The 18,192-nt window shown below is 62.3% G+C and carries 20 protein-coding genes and 1 pseudogene; 5 read left to right on the top strand and 16 right to left on the bottom strand.

The features are described 5' to 3' along the window. Positions 1-9 precede the first annotated feature (9 nt). The 7 genes from ACYG97_RS08000 to ACYG97_RS07970 form a co-directional block, all read right to left on the bottom strand. Positions 10-1,425 (bottom strand): pyridoxal phosphate-dependent decarboxylase family protein, encoded by a 1,416-nt coding sequence (locus ACYG97_RS08000; RefSeq protein ID WP_023688617.1) that lies wholly within the window; start codon positions 1,423-1,425, stop codon positions 10-12. Positions 1,426-1,517: 92 nt separating this feature from the next. Continuing rightward, a complete protein-coding gene (locus ACYG97_RS07995) occupies positions 1,518-2,249 on the bottom strand; it encodes a peptidase (protein WP_023684646.1) in 732 nt (243 codons plus the stop codon). A 32-nt stretch (positions 2,250-2,281) separates the two neighbouring features. Further along, positions 2,282-3,076 (bottom strand): transglutaminase family protein, encoded by a 795-nt coding sequence (locus tag ACYG97_RS07990; RefSeq protein ID WP_023734327.1) that lies wholly within the window; start codon positions 3,074-3,076, stop codon positions 2,282-2,284. Positions 3,077-3,161: 85 nt separating this feature from the next. Next, the gene (locus ACYG97_RS07985) at positions 3,162-4,103 is read right to left on the bottom strand and encodes an alpha-E domain-containing protein (protein WP_023734326.1); all 942 of its coding nucleotides are present in this window, start codon (positions 4,101-4,103) and stop codon (positions 3,162-3,164) included. Between the two features lie 131 nt (positions 4,104-4,234). After that, a complete protein-coding gene (locus tag ACYG97_RS07980) occupies positions 4,235-5,647 on the bottom strand; it encodes a circularly permuted type 2 ATP-grasp protein (RefSeq protein ID WP_023670964.1) in 1,413 nt (470 codons plus the stop codon). A gap of 307 nt (positions 5,648-5,954) precedes the next feature. Beyond that, the gene (locus tag ACYG97_RS07975; RefSeq protein WP_023670963.1) at positions 5,955-6,191 is read right to left on the bottom strand and encodes an Lrp/AsnC family transcriptional regulator; all 237 of its coding nucleotides are present in this window, start codon (positions 6,189-6,191) and stop codon (positions 5,955-5,957) included. A gap of 68 nt (positions 6,192-6,259) precedes the next feature. Further along, complete coding sequence (locus ACYG97_RS07970; protein ID WP_023693402.1) at positions 6,260-6,871, bottom strand: DsbA family protein; 612 nt, start codon at positions 6,869-6,871, stop codon at positions 6,260-6,262. 193 nt (positions 6,872-7,064) lie between these two features. On the opposite strand from ACYG97_RS07970, the gene ACYG97_RS07965 reads away from it, so the two are divergent. Continuing rightward, positions 7,065-7,487: a DUF4864 domain-containing protein gene (locus tag ACYG97_RS07965; protein WP_023684643.1), complete on the top strand. Its 423-nt coding sequence runs from the start codon at positions 7,065-7,067 to the stop codon at positions 7,485-7,487. 6 nt (positions 7,488-7,493) lie between these two features. Here the strand turns inward: ACYG97_RS07965 and tgt are convergent, their stop codons facing one another. The 7 genes from tgt to coaD all read right to left on the bottom strand — a co-directional run bounded on the left by tgt (position 7,494) and on the right by coaD (position 12,145). After that, positions 7,494-8,624 carry a tRNA guanosine(34) transglycosylase Tgt gene (tgt, locus tag ACYG97_RS07960; protein WP_023734325.1) on the bottom strand — a complete coding sequence of 377 codons (1,131 nt, stop codon included), beginning with the start codon at positions 8,622-8,624 and terminating at the stop codon, positions 7,494-7,496. Further along, positions 8,617-8,886 (bottom strand): hypothetical protein, encoded by a 270-nt coding sequence (locus ACYG97_RS07955; RefSeq protein ID WP_023684641.1) that lies wholly within the window; start codon positions 8,884-8,886, stop codon positions 8,617-8,619. Before ACYG97_RS07955 ends, tgt begins: the two co-directional genes overlap by 8 nt. Next, positions 8,876-9,964 carry a tRNA preQ1(34) S-adenosylmethionine ribosyltransferase-isomerase QueA gene (queA, locus tag ACYG97_RS07950; protein ID WP_023734324.1) on the bottom strand — a complete coding sequence of 363 codons (1,089 nt, stop codon included), beginning with the start codon at positions 9,962-9,964 and terminating at the stop codon, positions 8,876-8,878. Before queA ends, ACYG97_RS07955 begins: the two co-directional genes overlap by 11 nt. After that, the gene (locus tag ACYG97_RS07945) at positions 9,964-10,413 is read right to left on the bottom strand and encodes a DMT family transporter (RefSeq protein ID WP_023693398.1); all 450 of its coding nucleotides are present in this window, start codon (positions 10,411-10,413) and stop codon (positions 9,964-9,966) included. The genes queA and ACYG97_RS07945 overlap by 1 nt, the downstream gene beginning before the upstream one ends. A 12-nt stretch (positions 10,414-10,425) precedes the next feature. Continuing rightward, positions 10,426-10,938 (bottom strand): peptidylprolyl isomerase, encoded by a 513-nt coding sequence (locus ACYG97_RS07940; RefSeq protein ID WP_023730156.1) that lies wholly within the window; start codon positions 10,936-10,938, stop codon positions 10,426-10,428. A gap of 43 nt (positions 10,939-10,981) precedes the next feature. Beyond that, positions 10,982-11,569, bottom strand: a complete 588-nt coding sequence (locus tag ACYG97_RS07935; RefSeq protein ID WP_023734323.1) for a peptidylprolyl isomerase — start codon at positions 11,567-11,569, stop codon at positions 10,982-10,984. 75 nt (positions 11,570-11,644) lie between these two features. Continuing rightward, on the bottom strand, positions 11,645-12,145 hold the full coding sequence (gene coaD, locus ACYG97_RS07930) for a pantetheine-phosphate adenylyltransferase (protein ID WP_023670954.1): 501 nt from the start codon (positions 12,143-12,145) through the stop codon (positions 11,645-11,647). A 194-nt stretch (positions 12,146-12,339) separates the two neighbouring features. Between coaD and ACYG97_RS07925 the strand changes: the two genes are divergently transcribed. Beyond that, positions 12,340-12,486 carry a hypothetical protein gene (locus tag ACYG97_RS07925; protein ID WP_023700785.1) on the top strand — a complete coding sequence of 49 codons (147 nt, stop codon included), beginning with the start codon at positions 12,340-12,342 and terminating at the stop codon, positions 12,484-12,486. 57 nt (positions 12,487-12,543) lie between these two features. On the opposite strand, the gene gyrA is transcribed toward ACYG97_RS07925, so the two are convergent. Both gyrA and ACYG97_RS07915 read right to left on the bottom strand, forming a co-directional pair. After that, positions 12,544-15,333 (bottom strand): DNA gyrase subunit A, encoded by a 2,790-nt coding sequence (gene gyrA / locus ACYG97_RS07920; RefSeq protein ID WP_023734322.1) that lies wholly within the window; start codon positions 15,331-15,333, stop codon positions 12,544-12,546. A 223-nt stretch (positions 15,334-15,556) separates the two neighbouring features. After that, positions 15,557-16,407, bottom strand: a pseudogene (locus tag ACYG97_RS07915) (helix-turn-helix transcriptional regulator). A gap of 87 nt (positions 16,408-16,494) precedes the next feature. Between ACYG97_RS07915 and ACYG97_RS07910 the strand changes: the two are divergent. The 3 genes from ACYG97_RS07910 (at position 16,495) to ACYG97_RS07900 (ending at position 18,179) form a co-directional block, all read left to right on the top strand. Then, entirely contained in the window at positions 16,495-17,031 is a 537-nt protein-coding gene (locus ACYG97_RS07910) for a hypothetical protein (RefSeq protein WP_023734321.1), read from the top strand. 34 nt (positions 17,032-17,065) lie between these two features. Next, complete coding sequence (locus ACYG97_RS07905) at positions 17,066-17,443, top strand: VOC family protein (RefSeq protein WP_023734320.1); 378 nt, start codon at positions 17,066-17,068, stop codon at positions 17,441-17,443. A 106-nt stretch (positions 17,444-17,549) separates the two neighbouring features. After that, positions 17,550-18,179 carry a MarC family protein gene (locus ACYG97_RS07900; protein ID WP_023734319.1) on the top strand — a complete coding sequence of 210 codons (630 nt, stop codon included), beginning with the start codon at positions 17,550-17,552 and terminating at the stop codon, positions 18,177-18,179. Positions 18,180-18,192 lie beyond the last annotated feature (13 nt).

Here is an 18,192-nt window from a genome sequence, read left to right as displayed (position 1 = left end):
CAATCCCTGTCAGTCCTTCGGGGATCTTGCACACTCGCAGATGACAGTGAAGGCGGTATCGACATCGGCCGCGGTTGTCTCGAACTGGCCTGCCTGGAAGCGGATGGCGACCCGCCCATCGACACGCGTCTGCGTCAGGTAGATACGGCCGTCATTGTTGATGGCGTCGACCAGACGCAGATTGTGCTCGTCGCAGTCAGCGCCGGATGCGGCGCGATGCCGGAACGAGAACAGCGACAGCATCGGCTGGCTGGCGAGCTCGAAATCCTCCTCCTCGGCCAGGCGCGCTGCTATGCCTTCGCTCCAGGCGACGTGATTGCGGATCATGGTGCGCAGCGCCTCGAGGCCATGGGCGCGCAGCAGGAACCACAGCTTCAGCGCCCGGAAGCGACGGCCGAGAGGCACCGACCATTCGGAGTAGTTGATGATGCCGTCATGACCGCGAGTTTTCAGATAGTCCGGCTTGATCGCCAGCGTGCGCACGAGATCCTCCGGCTGACGGACGAACTGGATCGAGCAGTCGAATTGCGCGCCCAGCCATTTGTGCGGGTTGAAGACGATCGAGTCCGCGCCCTCGACACCGGTCCAGAAATGCCGGTATTCCGGACAGATCATCGCCGATCCGGCCCAGGCGGCGTCGATATGCAGATAGAGCCCCTGGCGTTTGGCCACCGCGGCCACTTCAGCGATGTCGTCGGTGCCGCCGGTGCTGGTGCCGCCGACGCACGCGATGATGCCGGCCGGCAATAGGCCGGCCGCGCGGTCGGCAACAATCGCCGCTTCCAAAGCCGCGGTATCCATGGCGCGGTAGGTGCCGGCGACGGGAATGCGGACGAGGTTTTCCTCGCCAATGCCGGCGACCCAGATGGCGCGGTCGATCGAGGTGTGCACCTGGTCGGAGGAATAGACGCGCAGCCTGCCCTGCCCGGAAAGACCCTTCTTGTTGCCCTGCCAGTCGAGCGTGCGCTCGCGCATGGTCAACACGGCGGCCAGCGTCGCCGATGATGCGGAGTCCTGGATCACGCCGGAAAAGCCTTCGGGCAGGCCGAGCGCCTGGCGCATCCAGTCGACGATGCGCGTCTCAAGCTCTGTCGCCGCCGGCGAAGTCTGCCACAGCATGCACTGCGCGGCCATCGCAGAGACCAGATATTCGGCAACCACCGAGACGGGTGCTGCATTGGCCGGGAAATAAGCAAAGAAACGCGGATGCTGCCAATGCGTCATGCCGGGCACGATCTTGGCTTCGAAATCGGCGAAGATCGTCTCCATCGATTCAGCCGCCTCCGGCGGAGAAGCTTCGATGCTCCTGAAGATCTCGCCCGGCGCTATGGCAGGTCGCACGGGCCGATCGCGAAGGCCGGCGCGGTAATCAGCGCCCCAGTCGGCGGCGCGCCTCGACCAGTCGCGGAATTGCTCATTGTCCATCTATCCTCCCGACGTGCCGATCAGTCCCAGCCGTATGGGTTTTTGATTAACATGTTAAATAGAGTGAGGCAACCGCGACGAAGGTTCCCGCGCTACCCCGGAAAATCAGGCAGGCTGGCAAAGGCCGTCTTCAACGCGTTCGACCAGCCTTCGGAAATAGCACGATAATATCGATCGTCCTGGCCGATGCGCTTTTTCAAACCCACCGTGAACGTATCCTCCTCCAGGAACAGCAGGTCGAGAGGCAGGCCGACGGACAGGTTCGATTTCAGCGTCGAATCGAACGATACCAGCAAGAGCTTGACCGTTTCAGCCAGGCTCATCGTCCTTTCATAGGCACGGATGATGATCGGCTTGCCGTATTTGGTCTCGCCGATCTGGAAGAACGGCGTGTCGTCGGTGGATTCGATGAAATTGCCCTCGGGATAGATCATGAACAGCCGTGGCGGGCTGCCCTTGATCTGGCCGCCGAGGATGAAGGAGGCGTTGAAATAGGAATCCGCCTTTTCGCCGGCAGGCGACGAGCTGGCGATGACTTCCTTGACGGTGTCGCCGACCAGCCGCACCGTCTGGTACATGGATGGGGTCTCGAGCAGCGTCGCGTGGCGTTCCGCCACCGCTTTGGTGCGCTCGTCGAGCAGGCTGACCACGGCCTGCGTCGTAGCCAGATTGCCGGCCGACATCAGCACGATGACGCGCTCGCCTGGCTCTTCCCAGACATGCATCTTCTTGAAAGTGGAGATCGAATCCATCCCTGCATTGGTGCGCGTGTCCGACATGAACACGAGCCCACGATCGATCTTGAGGCCGACGCAATAAGTCATGGAATCTCTTCAGGCAGCAATCTTGCCGGAGACTACTGCTCTACCGTGACGGTGACTGCAAGCTGTTCCTCCGCCTGTCCCAGTCGAATTCCCGACACCGGCGAGGCGTCGCGATAATCACGGCCGGTGGCTACCCTGACATAGCGTTCATCGGGGGAAATGCCGTTGGCGGCGTCGAAGGCGACCCAGCCGAGACCCTGAACATGGGCTTCGGCCCAGGCATGGCTTGCCGCCTGCTCGATGGCCGCATCCATCATCAGATAGCCACTGACATAGCGGGCCGGAAAACCCATGACGCGGGCTGCGGTGACAAAGATGTGGCTGTGATCCTGGCAAACGCCGGTCTTCAGCGCCAATGCCTCTTCCGCCGGGGTCGTCACGCTGGTGGTGCCCGGCGTGTAGGCGACGCGTTGGACGATCAGCCCCATCAGCCGATGCAGCCTTTCGATGTCGGTACCTTTGCCGACCGCCGCGGCAAGCTCGCTTATGCCCTCGCCGGGGATGGTCAAAGCTGTCTCCTGGCTGAACAGCCACAGTGGCGCAAAGCCGTGATGCGGACCCGAGACGCCTGCTGTGTCGCGCGTGACAACCTCGCCGGAGGCCTCGACGGTGATGAAGTCGCGCTCGCCCTCGACGCTCAACAGCCTGTTATCGTTGCCAAAATGGTCGTTAAAGCGGACTTCCTCGCGCGCGCCCTCGATCTTCAGCGCCCAGGACAAGACGGTCTGCGTCGGTCCGCTGACCGGTAACAGGCGTAGCCGCTGCAACAGATAGTGCACCGGCGCGTCGTAGCGGTATTCGGTACGGTGGGTGATCTTGAGCCGCATGCCTATTTTCCGTTTGTAAGCATGATCTTATCCGAAAACCGGGTCTCACTTGTCGCTAGCGCGGCCCTCCGGTTCGCGATCATGCTCAATTGAACCGGTAATCTTGTGCGATCTCTTCGCCAAGCTTGGTGTTGTCTTGAATGAACCTGGCCAGGAATTCGTGCAGGCCGGCGTCGAATATGTCCTTGATCGACCCTGCCTGCAGCATCGCCTGTGTCCTGTCGACGGTGGCGTGGCAGGCATGACGGTCGCCATAATCATCGCCGAGGAACTTCAGATGCTCGGCGAGAAAACGATAACAGAAGGTCAGCGAGCGCGGCATGCGCACATTGAGGATCAGATAGTCGGCAATGTTGGTCGGTTTGTAGTCGGCCTCATAGACCCAGCGATAGGAACGGTGCGCCGACACCGAGCGCAGGATCGATTCCCACTGGTAGTTGTCGAGGCTCGAGCCGACCCAGGAGATCGACGGCAGCAGCACGTAGTATTTCACGTCGAGGATGCGTGCCGTGTTGTCGGCCCGCTCGACATAGGTGCCGAGCTGCGAGAAGTCGAAGATCTCGTTGCGCAGCATGGTGCCGTAAAACGAGCCCCGGATCAGCGCCGTCTCGCGCTTGATGGCGTCGAGCACACTCGGCAGGTCGCGCTCGTCGATCGGCTTTGCCAGCATGCGCTTCAGCGCCATCCAGGCTTCGTTGATGCTCTCCCAGGTCTCGCGCGTCAGCGCGGTGCGCACCATGCGGGCATTGTTGCGAGCGGTCTCGATCGCCGACATCGTGCTCGACGGGTTCGAGGTGTCGCGCAGCAGGAAGTCGGCGACATTGGCGGCGGTATAGTCCTTGTATTTCTGCGTGAAGCTGACGTCGGAGCCGGCGCTGAGCAGCACCGAATTCCACTCTTCCGACGCGCTCTGGGTGCGGGTCAGCGCCATGCGAAGGCCGGCATCGACCAGACGCGCCATGTTTTCCGCCCGCTCGATATAGCGGTTCATCCAGTAGAGCCCGTTGGCGGTGCGGCCGAGAAGCATGTGAAGTGGCCCTTCGGGCTAGTGAGTAGGGAATAGTGAGTAGGGATTGGTAAGCATTTGAATCTCTGTGGAATATGGCATTTCTTGTCCCTCTACTGCCTACTGCCTACTGCCTACTGCCCTATTCCCTACTAATCGTCCAACACCCACGTATCCTTCGTGCCGCCGCCTTGCGAGGAATTCACGACCAACGACCCCTCCTTCAGCGCCACCCGCGTCAAGCCGCCGGGAACGATCTGGATTCGGTCGGAGACCAGAACATAGGGCCTGAGATCGACATGGCGCGGCGACAGGCCTTTTTCGGTCAGGATCGGGCAAGTCGACAGCGCCAGCGTCGGCTGGGCGATGTAGTTGGAGGGCTTCGCCTGCAGCTTCTTGGCGAAATCCTGGCATTCCTTCTTGGTCGCAGCCGGGCCGACCAGCATGCCGTAGCCGCCGGAGCCGTGCACTTCCTTGATGACCAGCTCATGGATGTGTTCGAGCACGTATTTCAGGCTGTCGGGCTCCGAGCAGCGCCAGGTCGGGATGTTGCCGAGGATGGCCTTGCGGCCGGTGTAGAACTCGACGATGTCGGGCATGTAGGAATAGATCGCCTTGTCGTCGGCGATGCCGGTTCCCGGCGCGTTGGCGATGGTGATGTTGCCGGCGCGGTAGACGTCCATGATGCCGGGCACGCCAAGGGCCGAGTCCGGCCGGAAGGTCAGCGGATCGAGGAAGGAATCGTCGACGCGCCGGTAAAGCACGTCGATCTGCTTGTAGCCTTCGGTCGTGCGCATGGCGACGTGGCCGTCTACAACGCGCAGATCCTGGCCTTCGACCAACTGCACGCCCATCTGGTCGGCGAGGAAGGCATGTTCGAAATAGGCGGAGTTGAAGCTGCCCGGCGTCAGCACGGCAATGGTCGGTGCACCCTTGGTGCTTTGCGGCCGCACTGCCGCCAGCGACTGGCGCAGCAATTGCGGATAATTCTCCACCGGCCGCACCTTGATCTGCTGGAACAGCTCGGGAAAGAGCTGCATCATCGTCTCGCGGTTCTCCAGCATGTAGGAGACCCCCGACGGCGTGCGCGCATTGTCCTCCAGCACGTAGAACTCGTTCTCCGAGATGCGGACGATATCGACGCCGATAATGTGGGTGTAGACGCCGGCCGGTGGCCGCACTCCGATCATTTCCGGCAGGAACGCCTCGTTCCTGGCGATCAGCTCCCTCGGCACGCGGCCGGCGCGCAGGATTTCCTGGCGGTGGTAAATGTCGTCGAGGAAAGCGTTCAGCGCCTGCACGCGCTGCTCGATGCCTTGCGTCAGCCTTCGCCATTCATTGCCGGAGATGATGCGCGGCACGATGTCGAAGGGGATCAGCCGCTCGGAGGCTTCCTGCTCGCCATAGACGGCGAAGGTAATGCCGGTCTTGCGGAAGACGCGCTCGGCGTCCTGCATCTTTTCGGTAAGCCTGGCCGGGTCCTGCTCCTTCAGCCAGCGGTCGTAAGCCGTATAGGGTTGTCTAAGCCCGGAAACTTCCGGAAGCATTTCGTCGAACGCTGCCAATCGCATACTCCCCTGTGACGCCATTTCACTGGCGTCGCGGGAGAAAATCAAGCGCAATCGGTGATTTGGAGGATATCGGCGATCAGTATGTTCCGACTGCCCAAAATTCGGGCAGTCGGAACAGGACCTTAATCAGGCTCTGCCTTGTCGCCGGGCAAGTGCCTGATGCGGCTCTAGCAGTTCACCGGGCAAGTGCCTGATGCGGCCATAGCAGTTCACCGTTTCATGGAAACGGCGACCTGCCATGGCTTTTTGCTTTGCCGCAATTCCGGACGGAAAACCGCTTCACACTTTTCCTGGAATTGCTTTAGAATGCGCGGAAAGTGACGACCGTGAAGGTGTCCTTGATTCCGGGAATAATCTGCACTTTCTCGTTGACGAAGTGGCCGACATCTTCCTCGTCGTCGACGTAGAATTTGGCAAGCAAGTCGTAATTGCCGGCGGTCGAGTAGATCTCCGAGGCGATTTCGGCATCGGCGAGCGCGCTGGCGACCTCATAGGACTTGCCCAGATCGCACTTTATCTGCATGAAAAACGTCTTCATTGCCGGTCCCGATCAAGCTTCAGCACTCAAGCGGCCCTTGTGGCAGACTGCCGCCCGGCTTTCAAGCATCAGGCGGAGCGGGCCTTGGCGACGGCTTGTCTCAGTTCGGACACGGGCATGCCGCGCCGGTACAGGTTGCCGCCGATGACCAGGGCTGGCGTGCCGCGCAGCTTGAAAGCCGTCGCCTGGGCTTCGGTGCGGACAAGGGCAGCGTCGATGTCGGGTTCACGGATGGCGAGGTCGGCACGCACCATCGCCACATCGACACCGACGGAAGAAAGGATGTCGTTGGTGCGGCGTTCCGAAAGGCCGCGCTGGTTGGTCATCAGCGCATCGACCGCCGCGCCATAGTGTTCGCCGCTCAGCAGCGTCACCCGCGCCGCGTCGCGCGACACGTCGCCGAAGATCGGCCAGTCCTTCATCACCAGCCGGACGCCGTTGTCCTCTTCCATCAACTTCTTCAGTTCGACGAAGACGAGCTTGCAGATCGGGCATTGATAGTCGACGAATTCGGCGATGGTGACGTCGCCATCGGGGTTGCCGAGCGCTGGAATGGCGGGATCGAAGGCGACTTCCGTGACAGTCGGCCCGGTGCTTGCCCAGGCGGGCAAGGGAGCCAAAACCGCGAGGCTTGCCGCGCCCTTCAGCAAAAGGCGCCGGTCGATCGGCTGCTTGAACATGGTCGTCCCCTGGTTGCGCGAACGGGTCCCCACCCGTCCCTACGATGCGCGCCCCGCGTTAAAGGAGGCTTAAGCATGATCATGTGGCACTTGCGTGGCGAATATTGCGGTTGCTGAAACCGTGAGGCTCCGCAAACCGTATGGTATGATGCGTCCCGGGACAGGTTTTGTTGGGGGACAATGGAGACAGGCCATGCGCCGCACCGCATTCGCAGTTGTTTCATTGCTGTTCGCGTTGTTCGTGTCGGCAGCCCTTGCCGGCGACGCCGAAGTCAAGGCCGGCCAGGCCGTCATCGATGGTCAGTTGAAGGCGCTCATCGCCAATGATGGCGCCAAGGCGTACAGTTTCGCCGCTCCAAATGTGAAGCGCATCTTTCCGACCGTCGACACCTTCATGAACATGGTGACCAACGGCTATCCGCCGGTGCGCCAGCCGCAGAGCTATTCCTTCGGCAAGGTCGAGCAGATGGGGCCAACTTCGCTAATCCAGCAAGTGCTGATCGTTGGGCCCGACGGCAAGGACTATGAGGCGGTCTACACGCTGGAACAGCAGCCCGACGGCAGCTTTCAAATCACCGGCTGCAGCTTGCGCGCAGCGAATTCGCTCAGCACCTAGATGTGCTTATAGCACCGGAATATCGCCCCTCGCCCATCCCTCTGAAATGTCTGATGTGTGCGCCTCGAAGGCCTTTGCCTCGATCGCGGCGCGAATGTCCTGCATCAGCTTCTGATAGTAAGACAGGTTGTTCCAGGTCAGAAGCATCGCGCCCAGCGCCTCCTGCGAGCGCACGAGATGATGCAGATAGGCGCGTGAATAGTCGCGTGCCGCCGGGCAGTCACTCTCCTCGTCCAGCGGCCGCGGATCGTCCGCATGGCGGGCATTCCTGAGATTGACCTTGCCGCGCCTGGTATAGGCCAGGCCATGGCGGCCGGCGCGGGTCGGCATCACGCAGTCGAACATGTCGATGCCGCGCGCCACCGATTTCACGATGTCGTCCGGCGTGCCGACGCCCATGAGATATCGAGGCTTGTTGTCAGGCAATTCCGGACAGGTGACCTCCAGCATATCCAGCATCACCGCTTGCGGCTCGCCGACGGCCAGGCCGCCGACGGCATAGCCCTTCAGCTCCATCGCGCTCAGCGCCTGCGCCGAGCGCACCCTGAGTGCTGCGTTGTCGCCACCCTGGACGATGCCGAACATGGCCTTGCCGGGCTGGTCGCCGAACGCTGTCTTGCAGCGCTCGGCCCAGCGCAGCGACAGCTCCATCGCGCGCTCGATCTCCTTGAGGTCGGCCGGCAGCGCTGTGCATTCGTCGAGCTGCATCTGGATGTCGGAATCGAGCAGGCCCTGGATCTCGATCGAGCGCTCCGGCGACATCTCGTAGGCAGCGCCGTCAATGTGCGAGCGAAAGGTGACGCCCTTCTCGGTCAATTTTCTGAGCTTCGACAGCGACATGACCTGAAAACCGCCACTGTCGGTCAGGATCGGCTGTGGCCAGCGGGCGAACTCATGCAGGCCGCCAAGCCGCGCCACGCGCTCGGCGCCTGGCCGCAGCATAAGATGATAGGTATTGCCCAGAATGACGTCGGCGCCGACGCCGCGCACCTGGTCCATATACATGGCCTTGACCGTGCCGCCGGTGCCGACCGGCATGAAGGCCGGCGTGCGGATTTCGCCGCGCGGCATGTCGATGACACCGCGCCGCGCCTTGCCGTCGGTGGCGAGAATCTTGAAGGTGAATGTCTCAGCCATTGAATTCCTTGTCATGGACAGGCGCGCCTGGCGCCTGCCTGTCGAGCGACTGCCGGTATTGGATGCAGCCGCGCATGAATTTCGGCCATGGCGGCACAGCAATCGATGGATCGGTCTTTTCCGGCAGCAGGTCCCACAGGTTGGGATGATGCCAGCATAAATCATGGCCGGTAGAATCTCGGTGCTGGCGAATGCCGGCACGCAATTTCTTCACTTCGGCGATCAGGCTTTCGCGATCAAAGGCTTGCAGGTCATCGTCCATCGCTCATCTCCGCTCGATAAAGCAGGCTTGCATCTCCGTAGGAATAGAACCTGTAATTGTTCCCGATGGCATGAGCATAGGCCGCACGCATCGTGTCTAGGCCGCTGAAGGCCGAAACCAGCATGAACAGCGTCGAACGCGGGAGATGGAAATTGGTCATCAGCAGGTCGGCGGTCTTGAACCGATAGCCCGGCGTGATGAAGATGTCGGTCGGGCCGGACCAGGCGGTCAGCGAGCCATCAGGCCGTGCCGCGCTCTCCAGCAAGCGCAGCGAGGTGGTGCCGACAGCGATGATGCGCCCGCCCCGCGCCTTGGCGCCATTCAGAGCGTCGGCTGTTGCTTCGCTGACCGAGCCGGTCTCGGCATGCATCTTGTGGTGAGCGGTGTCGTCCGCCTTGACCGGCAGGAAGGTGCCGGCGCCGACATGCAAGGTCACGAAGCGGCGTTCGATGCCTTTTGCATCCAGCGCGGCAAACAGCTCCGGCGTGAAATGCAGGCCTGCGGTGGGGGCAGCGACTGCGCCCTCCTCCTTGGCATAGATTGTCTGGTAATCCGTCAGGTCGCGCGCGTCGTCGTCGCGCTTGGAGGCGATATAGGGCGGCAGCGGGATGTGGCCGACGGCATGCAGCGCCTCGTCGAGAAACGGCCCCGACAGGTCGAAACCGAGCAGCACCTCGCCGGCATCGCCCTTCTCGATCACTGTGGCGTCGAACTGGCCGAGGAAACAGGAATTGCCGTCATGGCCGAAATGGATGCGGTCGCCGGCGGCGATGCGCTTGCCCGGCCGCATGAAGGCCAGCCAGCGGTCCGGCGCCATGCGCATATGCAGCGTGGCGTCGACCTGCGCCTGCGCTTCGCCGCGCCGCCTGATGCCTCTCAACTGGGCAGGAATGACCTTGGTGTCGTTGAAGACCAGCACGTCGCCCGTTCTGAGCAAGGACGGAAGGTCGCGCACCGCGCGGTCCGCAAAGTCTTCGCCTGGCCTGACCACCAGCATTCTGGCGCTGTCGCGCGGCTCGGCCGGGCGCAGCGCGATGCGCTCCTCCGGCAGGTCGAAGTCGAAGAGATCGACGCGCATCAGTAGAGCCGGACGAGCAGCGCTCCGGCCAACAGCAGCACCGCGCCGGCGATGCGGCCGAGCGAAATCTCGCGCACCGCCACGCCGAGAAAGCCGACGCGATCGATCAGCATGCCGGCCAGCAACTGGCCGGCAACCAGGAACGCCATCAACGCGGCTGCACCAATGCGCGGCGTAAGAATGGTTGACAGGGTAACATAGAAACCGCCGAGCATGCCGCCGGCGATGAACAGCCAAGGCGCCGGCGCCTTCCAGTCGAGCGAGATGTCCTGCAGCCGCACAACGGCAATGGAGATGATACCAAGCACGATCGCGCCTGACAGGAACGAAAACGCAGCAGCCGCGACCGGGAGCCCCAGGCCGCGCGCCAGCTGCGAGTTGATCGGCGCCTGGACGGCGATGAAGGCGCCTGACAGGATGCCGAGCAGCGACCAGACCACGCCCATCATCGTCGTTTGTCCTTACTTGACGTCGGCCGCGACCTTCAGCGACACGATCTTGTCGGGATCGACCACCGGCTCGCCGCGCTTGATCTTGTCGACATTGTCCATGCCTTCGATGACCTGGCCCCAGACCGTGTACTGGCGGTTGAGGAAAGCGGCATCGTCGAAGCAGATGAAGAACTGCGAATTGGCGGAGTTCGGGTTCTGCGAACGGGCCATCGAGCAGGTGCCGCGGCCATGGTTGGCGTTGGAGAATTCAGCCTTCAGGTCAGGCTTCTCGGAACCGCCCATGCCCGCGCGGGAGGGGGCAAAAGTGGGCTTGGTCGAATTGCCGAACTTGACGTCACCGGTCTGCGCCATAAAGCCTTCGATGACGCGGTGGAAAACCACGCCGTCATAGGCGCCTTCGCGGGCCAGTTCCTTGATGCGGGCGACGTGGCCGGGGGCCAGGTCGGGAAACAGTTCGATGACGACCTTGCCCTTGGTCGTTTCCAGGATGAGCGCGTTTTCGCGGTCCTTGATCTCAGCCATGTCGGATCTCCTTTATCTCAGAAAACAGAATGATTTGATAGGTTTACTTGTCGGCGGCGATGCGTACCTTGACCATGCGGTCGGGGTCGCTGACCGTGCCGTTGTCGGCCTCGTCGCCCTTCTTGATCTTGTCCACCAGCTCCATGCCACTGACGACATTGCCGACGATGGTGTACTGGCCATCGAGGTTTGGCGCCGGCGCGAACATGATGAAGAACTGTGAATTGGCGGAGTTCGGATCCTGCGAGCGGGCCATGCCGAGCGTGCCGCGCTTGAAATGCTCACTCTGCGAGAATTCGGCCGGAAGATCAGGCAGCTCGGAACCGCCGGTGCCGACGGCTTCGGGGCTGAACCCCTTCTTCATGTTGCCGAACTTGACGTCGCCGGTCTGCGCCATGAAGCCGTTGATGACGCGGTGGAAGGCGACATCGTCGTAAACGCCTTCGCGCACCAGCTTCTTGATCTGCGCGACATGCTTGGGCGCCAGATCAGGGCGCAGCGCGATGGTGACGTCGCCGTTCTTCAAGGTGATGATCATGGTGTTTTCCGGCTCGGCGGCGAAGGCCGAAACGGATGCGGTCACGAGACCGGCAAGCACGACGAGGAACGAGGCGAGCTTTTTCAGCTGCATAAGGGATCTCCGAAGGTCTTTGTTAGGGTGCATGTCGTTGCCCCAAAACCGGCATCCACTTTTGGGCGACATGCACTATTTCGCGAATTTGGCGGTGAGCGCGCCGGCAACGGCGGCCGGCACGAACGGACGGATGTCGCCGCCCATCGAGGCTATCTGGCGCACAAGTGTGGCGGTAATGGTGCGTACCGACGGGCTGGCGGGCAGAAAAACCGTCTGCAGTTCCGGCGCCATCGTCTCGTTCATTCCAGCCATCTGCATCTCATAGTCGAGATCGGTGCCGTCACGCAGGCCGCGGATCATGATCGAGGCGCCATGCTTGCGGGCCGCGTCGATGACCAGCCCGTCAAAGGCGACGACCTTGATACGGTCGCCGTCGCGGCCAAATTCGGCCTTGGTCGCGGCCTCGATCAGCTTCACCCGTTCGTCGAAGGAAAACAGCGGCGTCTTGCCGGGGTGAGTGCCGATCGCCGCATAAACCGTGTCGGCGACAGCCAGCGATGCCTTCAGGACATCGAGATGGCCGTTGGTCAGCGGGTCGAAGGAGCCGGCATAAAGGGCGATGCGATCGGTCATGGGAGGTGCTTCTAGCGGGGCATTGGGCGGAAGGCAAATGCGATTGGGAACATCTGCGTGAACCTTTTCGCAGACATGAACGACAGATGAATGCCTTGATCACGAAGACTTCACGCCGCGTTCGCTAGTTTGCACTTCGGAAGATGAAACCAAAACCCGATCTAACCGTTGGATAGGCGCAGGAGAACACGCACATGCTGATCTACATGCTCGCCACCGCAATGACCGTCGCCATGCTGATCGCCACCGCATTCGGATTGCATAGCGAGGCAGAGCGCGTCCGTGTCCGGACAAAGCGGTTCGAAGGTTTCGGCGCTCGCTGGCCCCACCGTCACCCCTGATTTATTGCTAGTTTCTTGTTTGCGCCGGCCCATCGGGCCGGCGTTGTTGGTCAAAACCTATTCGGCGCTGTCCGGTACGGCATCTCCGGCCACGGCCTCAATGACACTCTCTTCGACATCCTCGTCGGCCTGCGGCTCCGAGATCCGTTCGACCGAAACCACCTTTTCGCCTTCGGCGGTGTTGAAGATGGTCACGCCCTTGGTGGCGCGGCTGGCGAAACGGATACCGTTGACCGGCACCCGGATGACCGTGCCGCCGTCCGAAACCAGCATGATCTGGTCGTCATTGCCGACCGGGAAAGTCGCCACCAGCTGGCCGATCTCGGCCACCTTCGACACGTCGGTGGCGCGGATGCCCTTGCCGCCGCGTCCGGTCAGGCGGAAATCGTAGGATGACGAGCGCTTGCCGTAGCCATATTCGGTCACCGTCAGCACAAATTGCTCATGCGCCTTGAGCTCTTCGTAACGGCTGTCGGAAAGCTCGGTCTCCTCGCCAATCTCCTCATTGGTGAGTGCAATCTCTTCTTCCTCGCCGGTCACCTCGGCGGCAAGCCGCCGCTCCAGTGCTGCCCGCTTGAGGTAGGCGGAGCGTTCCGCCGGCGAAGCATCGACATGCTCGATCACCGACATGGAGATGATGCGGTCGGTCTCGGCCATGCTTATGCCGCGCACGCCGACCGAATTGCGGCTCTGGAAGACGCGCACATCGCCAACGCGGAAGCGGATGCACTGGCCGGAGCTGGCGGTCAAAAGCACATCGTCATTGTCTGTGCAGGTCTCGACGCCGAGGATCTCGTCGCCCTCCTCCTCCAGCTTCATGGCGATCTTGCCGTTGCGGTTGACCTGGACGAATTCGGACAGCTTGTTGCGGCGCACGGTGCCGCGCGTGGTGGCGAACATGACGTCGAGTTCGCCCCAGCTGGTCTCGTCCTCGGGCAGCGGCATGATGGTGGTGATGCGCTCGCCCTGCTCCAGCGGCAGCATGTTGATCAGCGCCTTGCCGCGCGACTGCGGATTGCCGATTGGCAGCCGCCAGACCTTTTCCTTGTAGACGATGCCGCGCGAGGAGAAGAACAGCACCGGCGTATGCGTGTTGGCGACGAACAGCCGGGTGACGAAATCCTCTTCCTTGGTCGACATGCCGGAGCGGCCCTTGCCGCCGCGGCGTTGCGCCCGGTAGAGCGACAGCGGCACGCGCTTGATGTAGCCGGAATGGCTGACGGTGACGACCATGTCCTCGCGCTGGATCAGATCCTCGTCTTCCATGTCGGCGCCGCCGTCGGTGAGCTCGGTGCGGCGCGGCGTGCCGAACTCGTCGCGCACGGCGGCAAGCTCGTCCTTGACGATCTGCTGGATGCGGGCGCGGGACGACAGAATGTCGAGGTAATCCTTGATCTCGTCGCCGATGGTGTTCAGCTCGTCGGCTATTTCGTCACGGCCGAGCGCAGTCAGGCGCTGCAGGCGCAGTTCGAGGATGGCGCGCGCCTGTTCCTCGGACAGGTTGTAGGTGCCATCCTCATTGATGCGATGGCGCGGATCGTCGATCAGCAGAATCAATGACTCGACGTCGCCGGAGGGCCAGCGCCGCTCCATCAACTGCTCGCGCGCCGTCTGCGGATCGGGCGCGGTGCGGATCAGCTTGATCACTTCGTCGATGTTGGCGACGGCTATGGCGAGACCGACCAATACATGGGCACGGTCACGCGCCTTGCGCAGCAGGAACTTCGTGCGCCGGCTAATCACCTCTTCGCGGAAGCCGACAAATGCCTTTAGCATGTCGGTCAGGTTCATCACTTCCGGCTTGCCGCCGTTCAGCGCCACCATATTGGCGCCGAAGGAGGTTTGCAGCGGCGTGAAGCGATAAAGCTGGTTGAGAATGACGTCGGCGACGGCGTCGCGCTTCAGCTCGATGACGACGCGGTAGCCCTGGCGGTCGCTTTCGTCGCGAATGTCGGAAATGCCTTCGATGCGCTTGTCGCGCACCAGTTCGGCCATCTTCTCGATCATCGAGGCCTTGTTCACCTGGTACGGGACTTCCGTGATGATGATCGATTCACGGTCGTTTCCGCGCTGTTCGACATTGACCTTGCCGCGCATGACGATAGAGCCACGGCCAGTCGCATAGGCGCTGTAGATGCCGGAACGGCCGAGCACGATGCCGCCGGTCGGGAAATCGGGACCCGGAATGATCTCCATCAGCGCCGGCAAATCGATCGCCGGATTGTCGATGATGGCGATGGCGCCGTTGCAGATCTCGGCCAGATTGTGCGGCGGGATGTTGGTGGCCATGCCGACGGCGATGCCGCCGGAACCGTTGACCAGAAGATTGGGGAAGCGGGCCGGCAGCACCTTCGGTTCGGTGTCGGATGCGTCATAAGTCTCCTGGAAATCGACGGTTTCCTTGTCGATGTCCTCCAAGAGTTCATGTGCGACCTTGGTCAGCCGCGATTCGGTGTAGCGCATCGCCGCCGGCGGATCGCCGTCGATGGAGCCGAAATTACCCTGCCCGTCGATCAGCGGAACGCGCAGCGACCAGTCCTGCGCCATGCGCACCAAGGCGTCGTAGATCGAGGCGTCGCCATGCGGATGGTATTTGCCCATCACGTCGGCGACCGGGCGGGCCGACTTCACATATTTGCGGTTCCAGTGGTAACCGCTCTCATGCGCCGCATAGAGAATGCGGCGGTGCACCGGCTTCAGGCCGTCGCGCACATCGGGCAGCGCACGGCTGACGATCACGCTCATGGCATAAGAGAGGTAGGAGCTCTGCATCTCCTCGATGATGGAGATGGGCTCGATGCCGGTGGGGCCGCCGTCGGCGCCGCGCGGGGGTTTTTGGTCGGTCAAATCGGATCACAATCTAATCAGGAATCATTGACCGCTTATATAGGAAGCACGGCCGAAACTCCAATATTCGTGGTGCTTTTCCAACGACAATTTCAGCGGTAAATTCAAATGGATACCTCTGATTGCGACGATTTGGCCATAACGCATTCGCCGCCGCCAGGGGCAAAAGCCTGCGAAGGACAGTTTTCCAAGTCAAGAGCGTATCTGGAGGCAGACAGACGCGTCAGCGGGTAGCCACCCGCCGGGAGCGATAGTGGCCAGGCGTCTCACCCATGACGCGCCGGAAACGGCGATTGAACGTCGACAAATCGTTGAAACCGGCCTCGAAGGCGATTTCCGAGATGGCATCGCCTGACATGCGCAGCCGCACCGCCGCGCGGTGCAGCCGGGTTCTCAGCAGAAACTGATAGGGCGTCATGCCGGCGACCTGCCGGAAGGTGCGCAGGAAATGATACGGGCTGGTCGCAGTCGCGCAGGCAAGCTCGGAAAGCGAGACCGGCCTGCCGGCATTGAGCTCGATCTGCCGCACCGCCTCGGCAACCCGTTTCTGGTCGCGGCGGCTCGGCGGTCGGACGCCCGGCACCGCATCGCTGGCCACAGGCAGTGCTGCGCCGGCAACAGCCAGTGCTGCGCCGGCAATTCGCAGGCCAAGCTCCTCAAAGGCGTCGATGTCGACCATCTCGCGCGCCGCTTCCGCCTCGGCCAGCAGCGATGCGAGCGCCGGCAAAGGCGGCATATGCGGCACGCCGAAGGCGAGCTTGCTCGCGCCGGGCACGTCGCTGGCGATGCGGTCGAGATAGGCCGGAGCGAAGTGGAAGGACAGGCAACGGTCGCCGGCGCCATGCTCATGCCCGCATTCATAGCAGGCGCCGACATTGCCGAGCAGGATCGCGCCCGGCGCCAGCATGGCGGCGCCTGCCTGGTGCGGTAGCGGAAGGTGCCGCTGGTGACAGCGGCAACGCAGAAGGTGTCGTGCGCCTCCTCGAACGGGCGGTCGCCGGCGCCGGCCGTGCACAGCACGTCGGACACATGCCAGCCCTGCCCCGATGCCAGGTTTTGTTCGCTCGTCGTCATGGCTTGAAAGATAGCAATTTTTCCCAAGCGCGACACCCGGTCGGGGCCTATCGCTTGCAGCCTCCTGACACAACGAAGGCAGCAAGTATGATCGGTACATCCTCCTTTGCCAAAGCGCTCCATAGCGACGGCCCCAATCCCGGCCTGGCTGAAAAGCTGGATCTCTACGGCCGCTTCGTCGGCGCCTGGACATTCGATGCCACGCGCCATCTCGAGGACGGCACGGTTCTCACCGGACGCGGCGAGGTGCATTTCGGTTGGGTCCTGGAAGGCAGGGCGATCCAGGATGTATGGATCCTGCCCGCGCGCGATGCCAGCCCCTCGCCCTCGGTCGGCAGATGGACTTTCTATGGCACAACGCTGCGGGCCTATGATCCCGGCTCGGATGCCTGGCACATCTTCTGGAGCGACCCGCGAAACCAATACTACAGCCGCCAGCTTGGTCGCGCCGAAGGCGACACAATTGTGCAGGTCGGCGCCGACGGCACTGGTTCCTCGGTCCGCTGGAGCTTTTCGCGCATCACCAAAGACAGCTTCCGCTGGCTCGGCGAGCGTTCGCACGACGATGGCAAGACATGGCGTCTCGAAGTCGAGTTCCTGGCGCGCCGCGTCGCCCACGACTGATGACGCAACATATTGCAAAAAGGTGACAAAAAGCATGCTTGACCATGTCTCGATCGGCGTCCGCGACACCAACGTTTCGAAGCCCTTCTACGATGCCGCGCTAAAGCCGCTCGGTTATTCCTGCCTCAGCCAGTCGCCAGGCTCACTGGGTTATGGTGCGCAAACCGTGGCGCTGTGGGTGAACGACGCGGCGCGGCCAGTGCCATCGGACGAGAAGTCCGGTCTGCATTTCTGCTTTACCGCGCCGACGAGGCAGAGTGTCGTTGCCTTCCATGCCGCCGCCTTGCGTGCAGACGGCAGCGACAATGGCGCGCCGGGCCTGCGCGCCGACTATGGCGAGAACTATTACGCTGCCTTCGTCGTCGATCCCGACGGCTATCGTCTGGAGGCCTGTTGCAACGCTGCCGCCTAACATAGCCGGCGTCTCCGGTATCGGCATCTCAGACGGTTCCCACCGGCCAGGCTTTGCTCTACCACTATCGTGGCGCAGGGGTCCGGCCCGGCGGGAGGGGTCAGCGATGCCGAGTTTCGACAGCCTGTTCAACGCCTTCGTCACCATTCTGGTGACCATCGACCCGCCAGGTCTCGCGCCGCTCTTCCTCGCGGTGACACGCGGCATGAACCGCGAGGAACGTCAGCAGGTTTCGGTGCGCGCCTCGATCATCGGCTTCCTGGTGATGGCGCTGTTTGCGGTGGCCGGGGCGTCCATCCTGTCGGTGTTCGGCATCACGCTGCCGGCTTTCCGCGTCGCCGGCGGGTTTTTGCTGTTCTTCATCGCGTTCGAAATGGTGTTTGAGCGCCGCCAGGACCGCAAGGAGAAGATCGGCGACGTCGCCATCACCAAGGACATGATCCACAATATCGCGGCCTTCCCGCTGGCGATCCCGCTGATCGCCGGCCCCGGTGCGATTTCGGCGACCGTGCTACTGTCGGGCTCTTTCCAGGGTTTTGCCGCACAAGCGGCGCTTGTCGGCATCATCTTCGTCTGTCTTGCCATCACCTATCTGGTGTTCGTGCTGTCGGAGCGCATCGACCGCATCCTCGGCCAGACCGGCCGCTCGATCCTGACCCGCCTGCTCGGCGTCATCCTGGCCGCGCTTGCGGTTCAGTTCGTCGCGGATGGCGTCAAGGCGCTGATGGCGGGGTAAACGGCAGCCCTAC

Source organism: Mesorhizobium sp. W067 (assembly GCF_054719525.1).
Note: the sequence above shows the minus strand (reverse complement) of the source record. Positions and strands in the feature narration are given on the sequence as shown.

Coding starts and splice junctions, on each gene's coding strand:
- ACYG97_RS08000 (WP_023688617.1), bottom strand. CDS start 1,425: ATGGACAATGAGCAATTCCGCGACTGGTCGAGGCGCGCCGCCGACTGG.
- ACYG97_RS07995 (WP_023684646.1), bottom strand. CDS start 2,249: ATGACTTATTGCGTCGGCCTCAAGATCGATCGTGGGCTCGTGTTCATG.
- ACYG97_RS07990 (WP_023734327.1), bottom strand. CDS start 3,076: ATGCGGCTCAAGATCACCCACCGTACCGAATACCGCTACGACGCGCCG.
- ACYG97_RS07985 (WP_023734326.1), bottom strand. CDS start 4,103: ATGCTTCTCGGCCGCACCGCCAACGGGCTCTACTGGATGAACCGCTAT.
- ACYG97_RS07975 (WP_023670963.1), bottom strand. CDS start 6,191: ATGAAGACGTTTTTCATGCAGATAAAGTGCGATCTGGGCAAGTCCTAT.
- ACYG97_RS07970 (WP_023693402.1), bottom strand. CDS start 6,871: ATGTTCAAGCAGCCGATCGACCGGCGCCTTTTGCTGAAGGGCGCGGCA.
- ACYG97_RS07965 (WP_023684643.1), top strand. CDS start 7,065: ATGCGCCGCACCGCATTCGCAGTTGTTTCATTGCTGTTCGCGTTGTTC.
- tgt (WP_023734325.1), bottom strand. CDS start 8,624: ATGGCTGAGACATTCACCTTCAAGATTCTCGCCACCGACGGCAAGGCG.
- ACYG97_RS07955 (WP_023684641.1), bottom strand. CDS start 8,886: ATGGACGATGACCTGCAAGCCTTTGATCGCGAAAGCCTGATCGCCGAA.
- queA (WP_023734324.1), bottom strand. CDS start 9,964: ATGCGCGTCGATCTCTTCGACTTCGACCTGCCGGAGGAGCGCATCGCG.
- ACYG97_RS07945 (WP_023693398.1), bottom strand. CDS start 10,413: ATGATGGGCGTGGTCTGGTCGCTGCTCGGCATCCTGTCAGGCGCCTTC.
- ACYG97_RS07940 (WP_023730156.1), bottom strand. CDS start 10,938: ATGGCTGAGATCAAGGACCGCGAAAACGCGCTCATCCTGGAAACGACC.
- ACYG97_RS07935 (WP_023734323.1), bottom strand. CDS start 11,569: ATGCAGCTGAAAAAGCTCGCCTCGTTCCTCGTCGTGCTTGCCGGTCTC.
- coaD (WP_023670954.1), bottom strand. CDS start 12,145: ATGACCGATCGCATCGCCCTTTATGCCGGCTCCTTCGACCCGCTGACC.
- ACYG97_RS07925 (WP_023700785.1), top strand. CDS start 12,340: ATGCTGATCTACATGCTCGCCACCGCAATGACCGTCGCCATGCTGATC.
- ACYG97_RS07910 (WP_023734321.1), top strand. CDS start 16,495: ATGATCGGTACATCCTCCTTTGCCAAAGCGCTCCATAGCGACGGCCCC.
- ACYG97_RS07905 (WP_023734320.1), top strand. CDS start 17,066: ATGCTTGACCATGTCTCGATCGGCGTCCGCGACACCAACGTTTCGAAG.
- ACYG97_RS07900 (WP_023734319.1), top strand. CDS start 17,550: ATGCCGAGTTTCGACAGCCTGTTCAACGCCTTCGTCACCATTCTGGTG.